The organism is Streptomyces sp. AM 4-1-1 (assembly GCF_029167625.1).
In the GTDB taxonomy this organism is placed as follows: Bacteria; Actinomycetota; Actinomycetes; order Streptomycetales; family Streptomycetaceae; genus Streptomyces.
This window is the reverse complement of sequence record NZ_CP119145.1, coordinates 6,636,585-6,650,299: the sequence shown is the minus strand read 5'-3', so window position 1 is coordinate 6,650,299 and position 13,715 is coordinate 6,636,585. Positions and strand designations below refer to the sequence as shown.

Genomic DNA, 13,715 nt, shown 5'->3' with positions numbered 1-13,715 from the left:
ACACCTGCCATGAACCGTCCCGCCCACGAGTTCTTCCCGGTGACCGACATCGGCTTCACCGTCTGTCCCGGCGGGGACCCGAGGATCACCGAACGCGTCCTGGCCCGCGACGAGACCAGTGGTACGGCCACCCGCGTCCTGCGGTACGCGCCCGGCGCGGACTCCACCCCCATGGGAGTCCAGCGCCACGACTTCTGGGAGGAGGTCTACATCCTGGAGGGCTCCTTCACCGACCTCACGTTGAACCGGACGTTCACCGCGGGAATGTACGCCTGCCGTCCGCCGGGCATGCCCCATGGCCCCTGGCGCTCCGACGAGGGTGTCGTGACCTTCGAAGTCCGCTATCCCGGCTGACGCCTTCCCGCACACCCGAGGAGTCATCTTGGTCACCGACCCCCCTTTCGATCCGCCGGCCATCCGGCGCACCATGAGCCGTTTCGCCACCGGCGTGGCGGTGGTCACCGCCCGTGCGCCCGACGGCACCCGGCACGGTATGACGGTCAACTCGTTCACGTCCGTATCGCTCGACCCTCCGCTGCTGCTGGTCTGTCTGACGACCGGCGCCCGCAGCACCGAGGCGGTCACCGGGGCCGGCCGCTTCGCCGTCAGCTTCCTCTCGGCCCGCCAGCAGCACATCGCGCTGCGTTTCGCCCGGCGGGGCGAGGACCACTTCGCGGGTCTTCCGGCCGACGACGGGGAGCACTCGCTGCCCGTGGTGCCGGGCGCCCTCGCCCATCTGGTGTGCGACGTCGACCGCCATCTCGTCGCGGGCGACCATGTCGTGGTCGTCGGCCGGGTCCGGGAGATGTGCGACCGGCCCGGTGAGCCCCTCGCGTTCTTCGGCGGCCGGTTCACCGAGGTGGCTCTCCAGCACGAGGAAGCACCGCTCTGGTCGTTCTGACCGGAGGTACCCGCGCCCCCGCCCCCGACCGCCGGGCACCGGCCGCTCACGCGGCGAGATCTCCGCCCCTCGCCTGATGACATCCCACCGGTCTTGTACGAAACGGTCACGCGGACCGGCCGCCCCTCGCCCGATGACCTGCCGCCCCGCACTCACCGCCGGACTCACCGCCGACAGGGATAACTATCAGGTCACAAACCTACCGATCAATAGGTAGGCTTCTTAGGATGCCGGGCATACGCCGCAAGCGGAGCCCCAGGCAGAAAGGCCCCCGATGGTCGCCGAATCCGCCCCTGCGGAACTCCTCCCCGCACCTCCCGCCACCACCGGGCCCCCGCACCGGCCCTGGGTGCTGGTGGCCTCGCTCTCCAGCGCGTACTTCGCGCTGTTCGTCTGCTACTCCGCCCTCACCTCGGTGTTCCTGCCGAATCAGATCAGCGACATCGACCCGGCACACAAGATCTCCAACCTGGCCGCGGTGACCACGCTGTCATCGGTCGCCACTCTCCTCGTCCAGCCGATCGTCGGAGCCCTCTCCGACCGCACCCGCAGCCGATTCGGACGACGGACGCCGTGGATGCTGCTCGGCGCCGTGCTCGGCGCGGTCTTCCTCGCGGCGATGCCTCTGGCCGGCTCGGTCGGCCTGCTGGCGGTGCTGTGGGTTCTCGTGCAGTCGTCCCTGAACATCGTCCAGTCACCCCTGACGGCGGTGCTCCCCGACCGGGTCCCCTCCGAACGCCGGGGTGTGACCTCGATGTTCATCGGTCTCGCGACGATGGTGGGCACCACGGTCGGAGCCGTGGTCGCCGCGGCCTTCGCCGGGCGCGCGGGGCTGGGGCATCTCACCCTCTCCGCCCTGGTGCTCGCCGCGGTGGCGCTGTTCGTCCGGCTCAACCGGGAGCCCGGCACCGTCGCCGCTCCCCGGCCGCCGTGGTCCTGGGCGGCGTTCGCCCGGGGCATGTGGATCAGTCCGCGCCGGCACCCCGACTTCGCGTGGGCTTTCGTCGCCCGGGTCCTGCTGACTCTCGGCTTCTGGATTCTCCAGGCGTTCCAGCTCTATCTGCTGCGGGACCACATCGGCCTGTCGGACGCCGACTCCAACGGTTTTGTCGCGAAGCTGTCCGGGGTGATGCTCGTCGCCGTCATCATCTCCAGCGCCGTCACCGGACCGTGGTCGGACCGCGTACACCGCCGCAAACCCTTTGTCGCGGTCTGCTCACTGCTGATGGCGGCGGCCATGGTCATCCCGCTGGTCTCGCCTACCACCACGGGCATGTACGGCTACGCGGCCCTGCTCGGCCTCGGCTTCGGCGGATACCAGTCCCTCGATCTGGCCCTGATGACGGAGGTGCTGCCCAGCGGCGAGAGCGCGGGCAAGGACCTCGGGCTGCTCAACGTGGCCACCAACCTCCCCCAGGCCCTCGCTCCCGCCCTCGGCGGGCTCCTGATCAGCGGCTTCGGCGGCTACCCGGTGCTGCTGGGATTCGCCGCCGCCGTCGCCGCCCTCAGCGCCCTTGCCGTCCTGCCCATCCGGGGCGTCCGGTGATCCGGACCCCGCCCCGGGCGCGCCGCCCCTTCCCCGGCGGTCGCCACACCCTCCCGCGCGCCCCCTGGCACGCGCCGCACGAAAGGCATCTGTCATGACCGATCAGCCGCAGTATCCCCGTGGCGCCGGATGGACGCTGCCGGTGTTCATCGCACCCACCCCGCCCGTGACCGACGAGTCCGGGGTCCGGCGGTTCGACTCCCTGACCTACGCGGCCACTCCCGGCTACCGCCCCTGTCTCCTGGACGTCGCCGTCCCCGCCGCGAAGACACCACCCGCCGTGGTGATCTGGCTCCACGGAGGCGCCTGGCTCTTCGGGGACCGGCGCTTCCCACCGCCGACCGTCACCCCCGAAGCGCTCTTCGGCGGAATCCTCTCGGCCGGTCTCGCACTGGTCAGGATCGACTACCGCCACAGCAAGGAGGCCCCGTTCCCCGCCCAGCTGCACGACGCCAAGGCCGCTGTCCGGTACGTCCGTCACTTCGCCGACACCCTCGGCGTGGACGCGGAGCGGATCGGGGTGTGGGGCGAGTCCGCCGGAGGACACCTGGCCGCCCTGCTCGGCCTCACCCCCACCGACGATCCGGCCCACCCGCTGGAGGGAAATGTCGGAGTCACGGGCACCAGCAGCGCCGTACAGGCCGTCGTCGACTGGTACGGCGTCACCGATGTGACCGGTCTGCTCTCGACCCTGCACCGGATCGCGCCCCCGGGGACACCGCATGTGCCGGATCCCGCCGAGTCGCTGCTCGGCGACCGCTCAGAACAGTGGCCGCTGCTCGCCCGCGTGGCCAGTCCCCTCACCTATGCCGACCGGCCGGCGCCCCCGTTCCTCATCCAGCACGGGACCGACGACCGGGAGGTGCCGCACCACCACAGCGAACGGCTCGCCGCAGCGCTCCGGGCGGCGGGGAGCGAGGTGACCCTCCGGTCCGTGGCCGGCGCCGACCACTGCTTCTTCGACCTGGACGACATCACCCCCGTGGTCACCGAAGGGATCGACTTCCTCGGCCACCACCTGTCCTGACCGCCCGTCGGTGTTCCGTCCCGCCGTTCCCGGCCCCCGCCCGACGGGCCGGGAACGGTAGGCTGAGGCGGTGACCAACGAGGCCGGACGGCCACCCGAAGAGGGACCGCCCCGCGGCCGACGACAGGTGACACGGGGTGCCGCCCGGCGCGACCAGATCATCGCGGTGGCGTTCATGGAGTTCACGGCCAATGGATTCCGGGGTGCCTCGCTGGCCCGCATCGCCGAGCGTTCGGGCCTGACCCAGCCGGGCCTTCTGCACCACTTCCCCAGCAAGACGGCGCTGCTGCGCGCCGTCCTTGAGGAGCGCGACCGCCGCGACAGCGAACGGCTCGGCATCGACCTCGACGCCGATGTCCCCTGGCACGTGCTGCTCTCCGACCTGGTGGCGCTGGTGGAGTACAACGCCAAGGCACCCGGTCTCGTACAGATGTTCACCGTCGTCACGGGAGAGGCCGTAACGGACGAGCATCCGGCCCGGCCGTGGGCCGCCGCGCGATACCGGCGCCTCACCGCGCACGCCGAGCGGGCTCTGCGGCGCGGCGTGGACGACGGGGAACTACGGCAGGACCTCGACGTACGGGCGTGCGCCCAGCGGCTGTTCGCCATGATGGACGGGCTCCAGACCCAGTGGCTGATCGAGCCGGAGAGCGTCGACATGGCGTCGGCCTTCCGTGGTTACGTCGACGAGGTACGCCGGGCCATCACAGCCTGACCGCCCGCCGGCCGGGGCGGGGGCGACCACGATCGGTCCCGCCCCGGCCGGCGTCGCGTCCGGGCGCCCGGACCCGTTCCGCCCTGGACGAAGCTCTTCGTCACCACGCGCGCCGTACCCGCCCCTGCCGCTCCCCCCTTGCAACCGTCATCGGCAACTTGTATACATGTTGCTCATGAGCAATGCGCGTACCTCCAGCGGTGAGACGGGATCGGCCCAGGACGTGACCTACCGATGGCTCAAGCAGCACATCGCGGGACTGCCCAGGGAGGAGGGAACGTTTCTGACCGAGTCCCAGGTGGCCCACTCCGCGGGTACCTCGCGGACCCCGGTGCGCGAGGCGCTGCTGCGGCTCGAAGCGGAGGGCTTCCTCCAGATCATGCCGAAGAAGGGCGCCTTCGTACCGCCGATCACCGACTCCGAGGTGCGGGCGGTGATGCAGGCCCGCGAGGTGATCGAGAACTGGTCCGTCCAGAGCGTGACCCCGGCGAAGCGGGACTTCCTCACGGAACTCGACCGGCTCGTCGCCGAACAGGCGGAGCTGATCGACGATCCGGTGGCCTTCATCGAACGTGACCGGGTGTTCCACCGCACCATCGTCCGGCAGGCCGGCAATCCGGTCCTCGCCGGCTTCTACGAATCCCTGCGGGAGCGGCAGGTTCGCATGGGCCTGCGTGCGGTGGCCAACGACGAGAACCGGGCGCGCACCGTGCTCGCCGAACACACCGCCATCGTCGAGGCGATGCGGTCGGGCCGGTCCGACCGGGCGTGCCGGGCGCTGGCGCTCCATCTGTCCAGCACCCTGGCCGCACTGCAGTTGCCCGAAGTCGTCCGCTGGGCCGACACACCGACCGACGAGGAGTTGTCATGAGGATCGCCCTGGTCCAGGTCGCCAGTCCGCCCGAGGAGTCACCCGAGGACCGCAGGGCCAGGGTGGGCCGGATGGTCGGCGGGCTGCGGGGAGTCGACCTCGTCGTGCTGCCGGAACTCTGGGCGGCGGGATACTTCGCCTTCGACCGCTACGAGGAGCGCGCCGAGACCCTGACGGGTCCGACCGTCGGCCTCGCCCGCACCTGGGCGCGCGAACTCGGCGCCCACGTCCACCTCGGCAGCGTGCTGGAACGGGACGGGCGGGGACGGCTGTTCAACACCTCGGTCCTCCTCGCCCCGGACGGGACGCTCGCGCACACCTACCGGAAGGTGCACGTCTTCGGGTACGCCTCGCGGGAGGCCGAACTGCTGACGCCGGGCGACCGGCTCGACGTCGCCGATGTCGGATGGAGCCTGGTCGGCGGCACCACCTGTTACGACCTGAGGTTCCCGGAGCTGTGGCGCGGGCTGGTCGACCGTGGTGCCCGGACCGTCATCACTCCCGCGGCCTGGCCGGCCGCGCGGCTCGCGCACTGGCGCCTGTTCACCACCACCCGGGCCGTGGAGCAGCAGATCCTGCTGATCGCCTGCAACGCGGTCGGGGTCCAGGACGGTGACGTACGGCTCGGCGGGCACAGCCGCGTGGTGGACCCCTGGGGCACGGTGCTGGCCGAGGCGGGGACGGAGGAGGGTGTGACGTTCTGCGAGGCGGACCCCTCGGTGGTGCCCCGGGTCCGGGCGGAGTTCCCGGTGCTCGCCGACCGCCGCTGGCCGAGCGGGGCGGTGCCCGGCCCCGGCCCCGGCCCCGGGAAGTAGGCGCCGCAGCAGGACTCATGGCCGCGGGACAGCAGTGGCCACGGACTCATGACCGCGGGCGGCAGGCGCCAAGGGGTCACCGCGCCGCGGGCCCGGAGCCCCGGACGGTGTGCCGGTTCAGTTCAGTCGTCGCTCCCGTCCGTGGCCGCCGCCCGCCCCCTGGCGCGCTTGCCGACGACGGCCGCGGCGGCCAGCGCGCTGCCCGCGAAGGCGAGGGCGATGGTCCACGGCTGGTTGAGGGTGTGGCGGGTGACGTGGTCGAGGGAGAACCGGCCCGGTCCCATCAGGCCGAGGGAGACGGCGGTCAGGCCGAGGAACGCCGGGTACTCGAATCCGCCGTCCTGGTTGAAGAACCCGGCGGGCGCCTGTACCGAGACGGCTGCCGCCATCGCCCCGGCGGCGGCCGCGCCGGCGGCCGGGGTCGCGAGCCCGAGGGCCAGCAACAGACCACCGCCCGCCTCACCGAGACCGGCGGCGACCGCGTTGTGCTTGGCCGGCAGAAATCCCATGGCCTCCATCGCCGTGGCGGTTCCCTCGACGCCCCCTCCGCCGAACCAGCCCGCCAGTTTCTGCGACCCGTGGGCGAACAGGACGGCGCCGGTTCCGACGCGTAGGGCGAGAAGGCCGACGTCATGTCGGTCGAAGCAGCAGGCCATGGGAATCTCCGGGACTTCGGGGCGATCGGGCGGGAGGTACGGGTCCACTGTCCGTCTGCCGGCGCCCGCGGGCGCGCCGGTGCTACGCCGTTCGGGTCCCATCGCGCCATGCCGACACGCCACTCCCGTACCGGTCCCGCCGGCCGTGGCGGACCGGCCTCCGGCCGTGCGACTGGCGGCCGAGCAACGGGCCGAGGTCGTCGGCCGGTGGGCGCCGGCCGGTCGGCGCCGCACGTCCTGGTGCCGCACCCTGTGGGCTCAGCGCCGTCGCATCGCCCGGCGTGCGCACCTTCCGGACGGACAGGACCGGTCACGACACCAGGCTTCCGGACGGACATCGTCGCTCACGACACCGGAATCCCGTTACGGGCATCGGCGGTCACGGCACCAGGTCGGGCGCCGTCGGCGTGCCGGGCCGGGCGCCGGACCACCCGTCCTGTGCGCGCCCCGGCACGCCGATCGTGGGTGTGCGCCTCAGTGTCCGCCGGCCGGGGTGCCGGTGAGTTCCGGGCGTGGCTCCGCCTCCGGAGCGGCGCCCGGACGACGTCCCGTCCCGGGACGGGCAGCACGGCCGATGACGACGGATGCGCGCAGGCCGTCGTCATCGCCGGACCGGGGCACCGTGCGCGGACCGTTCTCGGGCAGCGGGCCGGACGCGGCGCCGACCGGGGGCACCGGCAGGGCCGCGGTCTCCGACTGGGCCCTGCTGAGCAGCAGCACCCCGCACACCGCGGCCGCCGTTCCGAGAAGCGCCGGGACCAGTCCGACCGGGCCGCCCTGGAGGCGTTCACCGAGCAGCGCCATGCCGATGGCCGCGGCGGCGACCGGGTTGGCGAGCGTGACCACGGCGAGCGGTGCCCCGAGCCCGCCCCGGTAGGCGGTCTGCGAGAGCAGCAGACCACCCATCGCGAACGCCGAGACCAGGAGTGCCACGATGACCAGGCGCCAGCTGATCAGCGGCCCGGTGGTGTGGTCGGTGACGGCCACCGTCAGGGTCTGGGTGAGTGCGGACGCGACTCCGGAGGTGATGCCCGAGGCGGCGGCGTGCCGCAGGCCGGGCCGGGCGCCCGGCCTGCTGAGACCGGCGACGACCGCCATGGTCGCGCCGCCGACCATCAGCGCCTCCGGGAGACTGAGCGTGTCGTGCGGGGTCGCGCCGCCCGCCGCGAGCAGCAGGGCGCCCAGCCCGAGCAGGGTGAGGAGGGTGCCGCGCCACTCGGTCCGGCTCACCCGGCGTCCCGCCGCGCGGGCCCCGAGCGGCACCGCGGCCACCAGTGTGAGGGCGCCGAGTGGTTGCACGAGGGTGAGCGGCCCGTAGTTCAGGGCGGCGACGTGCAGCAGGGCGCCGCCCGCGTTCAGCCCCACCGCCGCCCACCACGCACCCCGGCCGAGCAGTCGCAGCGGACCGGCCGCGGGGTCGGCGCGCCCGGCGAGCCTCGCCTGCGCCACCGCGGCAGCCGCGTAGGCGGCCGCGGAGACGAGGGAGAGCGCCACCGCTATGAGGGTGGCGCTCACCTCCGTGCTCCGGACGAGGCGAACGCCTCGGCACCGGCCTCGTCGGGCCGCTCGTGCCCCGGTGCGGCACGCCGGGCCGGGGCTTCCCGTTCCGGTACGACGGAACCGGGTGGCCCGGGCGGCCACGCCTCGTGCTTACGAGTTCGTGCCCCGGCCGGGCGGGGCGGTACGAACACCGCGAGGGCCACGCCGAGCAGCGCGACGACCACGAGCGAGTCCAGCCAGTAGTGGTTGGCGGTCCCCACTATCACCAGGAGGGTGACGAGCGGGTGCAGCAGCCACAGGCGGCGCCACCGGGACCGGGTGGCGACGATCAGACCGACGGCGACCATCACCGCCCAGCCGAAGTGCAGTGAGGGCATCGCGGCGAACTGGTTCGCCATCGAGTCCGTGGCGGGCTTCGCCCCGTACACCGAGGGGCCGTACACCTGGCCGGTGTCGACGAGCCGGGCGGTGCCCAGCATCCGGGGCGGGGCGAGCGGGAACAGCAGATGCAGTGCCAGCGCGGCGCCGGTCAGGACCGCGAGGACCCGCCGGGACCACAGGTAGTGGCCGGGGCGGCGCCAGTACAGCCAGCACAGGAAGAGCAGCGTGGCGGGGAAGTGCACCGTCGCGTAGTACGTGTTCGCGAGGTGGACCAGCGTCTCGCTGTGCAGGAGCAGGCCCTGTACGGAGCCCTCGCCGGGCAGATGTACGGCCCGCTCGGCGCTCCAGACGTGTCCCGCGTTGCGGAACGCCTCGTCGGTATGGCCGTTCGCGAGCTGTCGGCCCACCTTGTAGACGAGAAAGAGTCCCGCCACGAGAAGAAGTTCGCGGACGAGGGGCGGCCGGGGGGCGGACCGCTCCGGCCCCTCCGACGACTCTTTACCGGCGTACCTCACCCGGTGGCCCCTTTGCTGACGGAACAGACGCTGATCAGAAGAACTGGGCGGCGATCGTGGACGGAACCCGATCCCCGCCGACGGTGACACGGTACGGATCGTGCGATCCACCACCGTATCGATACGCCAGTGTACCGATACGAGGCCGTATCGGTACACTGGCGTATCGAAGGCCCCCGTCACAGTGAGGCAGAGAGGGAGAGCCCCATGTCACCGCGCGATCCCGCACCCGAACCGGCCCCCGCGTCACGCCGCTCGAAGATCACGCCCGAGCGGGCGCAGGAGTTCTACACGGCCGTGCTCGATCTGCTTCGCGAGAGCGGTTACGACGCGCTCACCATGGAGGGGGTCGCGGCCCGCACCCGGTGCGGGAAGTCCACGCTCTACCGCCAGTGGGGGTCCAAGCCCGAACTGGTGGTGGCGGCGCTCCACAGCACCCGGCGGATGGCGCTCTCCCACATCGACACGGGCACCCTGGCGGAGGACCTGCGGGCGGCCGCGCGGGCCATCGGCGCCGGCTCGGGGCGTGACACCTCACTGATGCACGCCCTGGGCCACGCGGCGCTGCAGAGCCCCGAGCTGCTGCGGGCGCTGCGCGAGTCGCTGGTCGAACCGGAGATCGCGGCGATCGACGCCATGGTCCGGCGGGGCATGGACCGGGGCGAGATCCCGGAGCACTGCCCGGCCGCGGAGTTCGTCGCCGCGCAACTGCTGGGCGTGATGCGGGCCCGGCCGCTGCTGGAGCGGCGGACGGCTGACGAGACGTATCTCACCCGGTTCGTGGACAGTTCCGTCCTCCCGGCACTGGGTCTCACGGGGCTGGAGGCGGCGTCCGGGGCCTGACAGACCCGGAGGCGGCGTACCGTCCCTCCAGGGCGGGGCACCTCACACGGGAAGCCTCCCCCACATGGGCCCGCGTCCGGGCCCACCGAACGTGGGCCGCCGCACAGCGGAGGCGGCGCCCACGCGCGCCGCACCGTGGGGACGGGGGCGGCGCGCCGTCCGGTCGGCCGACACCTCTTCAGGTGTCGGCCGACCGCGTTCTCCCGCCTTCTCCGAACAAGCGGCGGCCGACGGTCCGTTGGCGATCGCGACACCCATTCACCCCTTGTCGTCCCCTTGACGATATTTCCCCATCCCTTTATCGTCGCCATGACGAAAAGAACGGGAGGTCTTCGACATGGCCGACATCACCAAGCGCTTCGGCTGGCGCCACCTGCGCTCGGCGCCCACCGCCCACATCCGCCACCACAAGCGCGGGAGGCTCACCCACGACGGACCGGGAGCGAGCTTCTGGTACCGGTCGCTGACCGCGGCGCTCTCCGAGGTCCCCGTCGACGACCGGGAACTGGCCATGGCCTTCCACGCCCGTACCGCCGACTTCCAGGACGTCACCGTGCAGGCCACCGTCACCTACCGGATATCCGCCCCCGCCGAGGCGGCGGCCCGGCTGGACTTCTCCGTCGATCCGGACACGGGCGTCTGGCGCGGCTCGCCACTGGAGCAGATCGCCACACTCCTCACCGGGACCGCCCAGCAGCACACCCTGGACGTGCTGGCCCGCACGCCGCTCGGCGTCGCCCTCGCCGACGGCGTCGGCGCGGTGCGTGAACGGGTCGCGGCCGGACTCGCCGCCGAGTCACGCCTGCCCGCCACCGGTATCGACGTGGTCGCGGTCCGGGTCGTCGCCATCCGCCCGGAGGCCGAGGTGGAGCGCGCGTTGCGCACGCCGGCCCGGGAGCAGATCCAGCAGGAGGCCGACCGGGCGACCTACGAGCGCCGGGCCGTGGCGGTCGAGCGCGAACGGACCATCGCAGAGAACGAGTTGGCGAGCCAGATCGAACTCGCGCGGCGTGAGGAGCAGTTGGTGGAGCAACGCGGCACCAACACCCGTCGCGAGGCCGAGGAACACGCGGCCGCGGACGGTGTACGCGCCGAGACGGAGGCGCTCCGCACGGTGCGGCTGGCCCGCGCCGAGGCCGAGGCGGCCCGGGAGGTCGGGGCCGCCCGCGCGGAGTCCCAGGCCGCCTGGCTGCGGGTGCACGCCGAGGTGGACCCGCCGACCCTGCACGCGCTGGCCGCGACACGGCTCGCCGAGAACCTGCCGCGCATCGACAGCCTCACCGTCTCCCCCGACGTCCTGACCGGCCTGCTCACCACGCTCGGCCGGCCGGGCCCACGGGAACAGGCGTGAGCCTCGCCCCGCGCGCGGTGCTCGTGCACCGCACCACGGAGTACGAGGAACTGCTCGCCCGGCACGGCACCCACGGACAGGCCGCGTTCTTCCTCGGCTCACGCGGCCGATCGATCGACGAGATCGCGGCCCGCCACCACCGCACGCGCCGGGCGCTCGACGAGGTCGCCGCGGCCGTACCGCTCCAGTGGCGGCGGTCCCGGGTGGAGCGGACCGATCTGGACCGGTTCCTCTTCGCGCCCGAGGACGTGGTGGTCGTGGTCGGTCAGGACGGGCTGGTCGCCAACGCCGCGAAATACCTGGCGGGACAGCCCGTGGTGGGCATCGACACCGACCCCGGCCGCAACCCCGGTGTGCTGGTGCGCCACCGCACCGCCGACGCGGCGGCCCTGCTCCGGGCGGCGGTCTCCCCGCGTTGCGTGGCGGACCGGCTCACGATGGTCGAGGCGGTGGCCGACGACACCCAACGGCTGCTCGCCCTCAACGAGATCTGCGTCGGCCCGCCGGACCACCGGACCGTCCGCTACCGCATCGGCCCGGACGACGCGGGCACCGCACCCGAACCCCAGGCGTCCTCCGGGGTACTGATCGGTACGGGCACCGGCGCCACCGGCTGGATACGTTCCCTCTGGCGGGAACGCTCCGGCGTACCGGCCCTGCCGGGTCCGGTCGATCCACGGCTGCTCTGGTTCGTACGGGAGGCGTGGCCGTCACCGACCACCGGAACCTCCCTGATCGCCGGCGAGTTGACGATCGGTCAGCACCTGCGCATCACCGTGGAGTCCGACCGGGTCGTCGCCTTCGGTGACGGCATGGAGAGTGACGCACTGGAGCTGACATGGGGTCAGTCGGTACGGCTCGGCATCGCCGGGACCGCTCTGCGGCTGGTCGTATGACACCCGCCCGCCCGCACGCCGCGATCCGGTCGTCGTAAAGTCGGGCTGGCCGCCCGGTCCATGATCGGCGGACCACGTCGAGGAAGAGGATCGGACATGCGACACATACCCCGCACCCAGGTCGTCGTCGTCGGAGGCGGCCCGGTGGGCATGCTGCTGGCCGCGGAACTGGGGGCCCACGGTGTCGGCACCGTGGTGTTCGAGACGGGCGCCGCCACCGTCGAGCTGCCGAAGGCGGGCACCCTGCACGCGCGCAGCGTGCAGCAGCTGGCCAGACGCGGTTACCCGATGCCCGGGCCGGTCGGGTCCGGCCCGGTGAGCGTGCCGTTCCACTTCGCCGGCATGCCGGGGCTGACCATCACGGGTCCGGCCGACGAGCCCGAGCCGTTGCTCAAGCGCACCCAGGCAGCCCTGGAGGCCGACTTCGAGACCCGGGCCCGCGAGCGCGGGGTGACCGTGCTGCGCGGTCATCAGGTGCGCGGCGTCCGGCAGACGGCGGACTCGGTCGAGGTGACCGCGGAGGGACCGGACGGCCCCGTCACCTGCACGGCCGACTATGCCGTCGGGGCCGACGGGGCGCGCAGCACGGTCCGAGAGAGCGCGGGTTTCGACGCCGACACCCATCCCGCGACGGTCTCCGCGCTGATGGGCCTCGTCCGGTTCGACGCGCCCGGGGACGTCCCCGTCGGCTGGCAGCGCACCGAGCGCGGCTGGACCGTCTGCAAGGTCTCCCCCGACGGGTACGGCCGCTGCCTCACCCTCGACTGCTCCGGTCCCCGCGCCGACCGGAACACCCCGCTCACCCTGGACGAACTGCGTGCGGAGGCGTCCAGGATCGCCGGGTACGACATCCCGATGAGCGAGGCGCGGTTCATGTCCCGGTTCAGCGATTTCAGCCGTCTCGTACGGCACTACCGGAAGGGCCGGGTGTTCCTCGCCGGGGACTCCGCGCACGTCCACTTCCCGGTCGGCGGACAGGGGTTGAGCGTGGGAATCCAGGACGCGTTCAACCTGTCCTGGAAACTGGCCCACACCCTGCACGGCACCGCGGGACCCGGTCTCCTCGACACGTACGACGCCGAACGGCGTCCGGCCGCCCAGCGCGTCATCGACAACACCCGCGCCCAACTGGTGCTGATGCGGCCCGACCCCGCGCTGGACCCGCTGCGCGAACTGTTCACGGAACTGATGACGCTCGATCAGGTGAGCACGCTGATCGGTGACATGGTGAGCGACCAGGAGACCGTGTACCCCCGGCGGACCGGCGCCGAATCCGTCTGGGAGGGGACGTTCCTGCCCAACCTCCGGCTGACCACACCGGAGGGGGCGCGGGACGTCATCGGCCTGCTCGGCGCGGACCGGCCGCTGCTGCTGGTCTTCGACGGGGACGGGGCGACGCACCGGAAGGCCGCCGCCCCCTGGGCGGGGGTGGTACGGACGGTCACCGCGGCCCCGGAACCGGTCCTGGCGGGCACGTCCGTGCTGGTGCGCCCCGACGGGTATGTCGGCTGGGCGTCCGACGGCGGCGATCTGGCCGACGCGCTGCGCCTGTGGTTCGGGGAGCCCGCCCCGGAGTGACCCCCTCGGGTACGCGGTCCCGGGCCGGGACCTCCTCCCGGCCCCGGGGCGGCGGCGCCGGCCGCGCGGACGGCCGTGCCGGGGCACACCGCCGGCACGGCCGTCCGGAGCTGATCCGGC

At 72.9% G+C, this 13,715-nt stretch carries 14 protein-coding genes; 11 read left to right on the top strand and 3 right to left on the bottom strand.

The genetic code is table 11. The features are described 5' to 3' along the window. Positions 1-9 precede the first annotated feature (9 nt). The 7 genes from PZB75_RS28225 (at position 10) to PZB75_RS28195 (ending at position 5,875) form a co-directional block, all read left to right on the top strand. Entirely contained in the window at positions 10-354 is a 345-nt protein-coding gene (locus PZB75_RS28225) for a cupin domain-containing protein (protein WP_275538114.1), read from the top strand. 28 nt (positions 355-382) lie between these two features. Continuing rightward, complete coding sequence (locus PZB75_RS28220; RefSeq protein WP_275538113.1) at positions 383-901, top strand: flavin reductase family protein; 519 nt, start codon at positions 383-385, stop codon at positions 899-901. 274 nt (positions 902-1,175) lie between these two features. Beyond that, positions 1,176-2,447: an MFS transporter gene (locus PZB75_RS28215; protein ID WP_275538112.1), complete on the top strand. Its 1,272-nt coding sequence runs from the start codon at positions 1,176-1,178 to the stop codon at positions 2,445-2,447. Positions 2,448-2,541: 94 nt separating this feature from the next. Further along, a complete protein-coding gene (locus PZB75_RS28210) occupies positions 2,542-3,474 on the top strand; it encodes an alpha/beta hydrolase (RefSeq protein ID WP_275538111.1) in 933 nt (310 codons plus the stop codon). A gap of 70 nt (positions 3,475-3,544) precedes the next feature. Continuing rightward, positions 3,545-4,189, top strand: coding sequence for a TetR family transcriptional regulator (locus tag PZB75_RS28205; protein WP_275538110.1), 645 nt, complete (start codon positions 3,545-3,547; stop codon positions 4,187-4,189). A 175-nt stretch (positions 4,190-4,364) separates the two neighbouring features. Next, positions 4,365-5,060 carry a GntR family transcriptional regulator gene (locus tag PZB75_RS28200; protein ID WP_275538109.1) on the top strand — a complete coding sequence of 232 codons (696 nt, stop codon included), beginning with the start codon at positions 4,365-4,367 and terminating at the stop codon, positions 5,058-5,060. Next, complete coding sequence (locus tag PZB75_RS28195; protein WP_275538108.1) at positions 5,057-5,875, top strand: carbon-nitrogen family hydrolase; 819 nt, start codon at positions 5,057-5,059, stop codon at positions 5,873-5,875. Before PZB75_RS28200 ends, PZB75_RS28195 begins: the two co-directional genes overlap by 4 nt. Positions 5,876-5,997: 122 nt before the next feature. Here PZB75_RS28195 and PZB75_RS28190 read toward each other — a convergent pair whose 3' ends face one another. The 3 genes from PZB75_RS28190 to PZB75_RS28180 form a co-directional block, all read right to left on the bottom strand. Further along, the gene (locus PZB75_RS28190; protein ID WP_275538107.1) at positions 5,998-6,531 is read right to left on the bottom strand and encodes a DoxX family membrane protein; all 534 of its coding nucleotides are present in this window, start codon (positions 6,529-6,531) and stop codon (positions 5,998-6,000) included. 474 nt (positions 6,532-7,005) lie between these two features. Further along, entirely contained in the window at positions 7,006-8,046 is a 1,041-nt protein-coding gene (locus PZB75_RS28185; protein ID WP_275538106.1) for a hypothetical protein, read from the bottom strand. After that, a complete protein-coding gene (locus PZB75_RS28180; protein WP_275538105.1) occupies positions 8,043-8,927 on the bottom strand; it encodes a phosphatase PAP2 family protein in 885 nt (294 codons plus the stop codon). Before PZB75_RS28180 ends, PZB75_RS28185 begins: the two co-directional genes overlap by 4 nt. 207 nt (positions 8,928-9,134) lie before the next feature. Here PZB75_RS28180 and PZB75_RS28175 point away from each other — a divergent pair, with 207 nt between their 5' ends. The 4 genes from PZB75_RS28175 to PZB75_RS28160 all read left to right on the top strand — a co-directional run bounded on the left by PZB75_RS28175 (position 9,135) and on the right by PZB75_RS28160 (position 13,595). Further along, on the top strand, positions 9,135-9,770 hold the full coding sequence (locus tag PZB75_RS28175) for a TetR/AcrR family transcriptional regulator (RefSeq protein ID WP_275538104.1): 636 nt from the start codon (positions 9,135-9,137) through the stop codon (positions 9,768-9,770). Between the two features lie 337 nt (positions 9,771-10,107). Continuing rightward, positions 10,108-11,121: an SPFH domain-containing protein gene (locus PZB75_RS28170; protein WP_275538103.1), complete on the top strand. Its 1,014-nt coding sequence runs from the start codon at positions 10,108-10,110 to the stop codon at positions 11,119-11,121. Beyond that, positions 11,118-12,017, top strand: coding sequence for a hypothetical protein (locus tag PZB75_RS28165; protein ID WP_275538102.1), 900 nt, complete (start codon positions 11,118-11,120; stop codon positions 12,015-12,017). The genes PZB75_RS28170 and PZB75_RS28165 overlap by 4 nt, the downstream gene beginning before the upstream one ends. Positions 12,018-12,113: 96 nt before the next feature. Further along, positions 12,114-13,595, top strand: a complete 1,482-nt coding sequence (locus tag PZB75_RS28160) for an FAD-dependent monooxygenase (RefSeq protein ID WP_275538101.1) — start codon at positions 12,114-12,116, stop codon at positions 13,593-13,595. Positions 13,596-13,715: the final 120 nt, after the last annotated feature.

Bases quoted from the DNA above. Each gene is read 5' to 3' on its own strand.
- PZB75_RS28225 (WP_275538114.1), top strand. From the start codon at position 10: ATGAACCGTCCCGCCCACGAGTTCTTCCCGGTGACCGACATCGGCTTC.
- PZB75_RS28160 (WP_275538101.1), top strand. From the start codon at position 12,114: ATGCGACACATACCCCGCACCCAGGTCGTCGTCGTCGGAGGCGGCCCG.
- PZB75_RS28210 (WP_275538111.1), top strand. From the start codon at position 2,542: ATGACCGATCAGCCGCAGTATCCCCGTGGCGCCGGATGGACGCTGCCG.
- PZB75_RS28215 (WP_275538112.1), top strand. From the start codon at position 1,176: ATGGTCGCCGAATCCGCCCCTGCGGAACTCCTCCCCGCACCTCCCGCC.
- PZB75_RS28200 (WP_275538109.1), top strand. From the start codon at position 4,365: ATGAGCAATGCGCGTACCTCCAGCGGTGAGACGGGATCGGCCCAGGAC.
- PZB75_RS28190 (WP_275538107.1), bottom strand. From the start codon at position 6,531: ATGGCCTGCTGCTTCGACCGACATGACGTCGGCCTTCTCGCCCTACGC.
- PZB75_RS28175 (WP_275538104.1), top strand. From the start codon at position 9,135: ATGTCACCGCGCGATCCCGCACCCGAACCGGCCCCCGCGTCACGCCGC.
- PZB75_RS28170 (WP_275538103.1), top strand. From the start codon at position 10,108: ATGGCCGACATCACCAAGCGCTTCGGCTGGCGCCACCTGCGCTCGGCG.
- PZB75_RS28195 (WP_275538108.1), top strand. From the start codon at position 5,057: ATGAGGATCGCCCTGGTCCAGGTCGCCAGTCCGCCCGAGGAGTCACCC.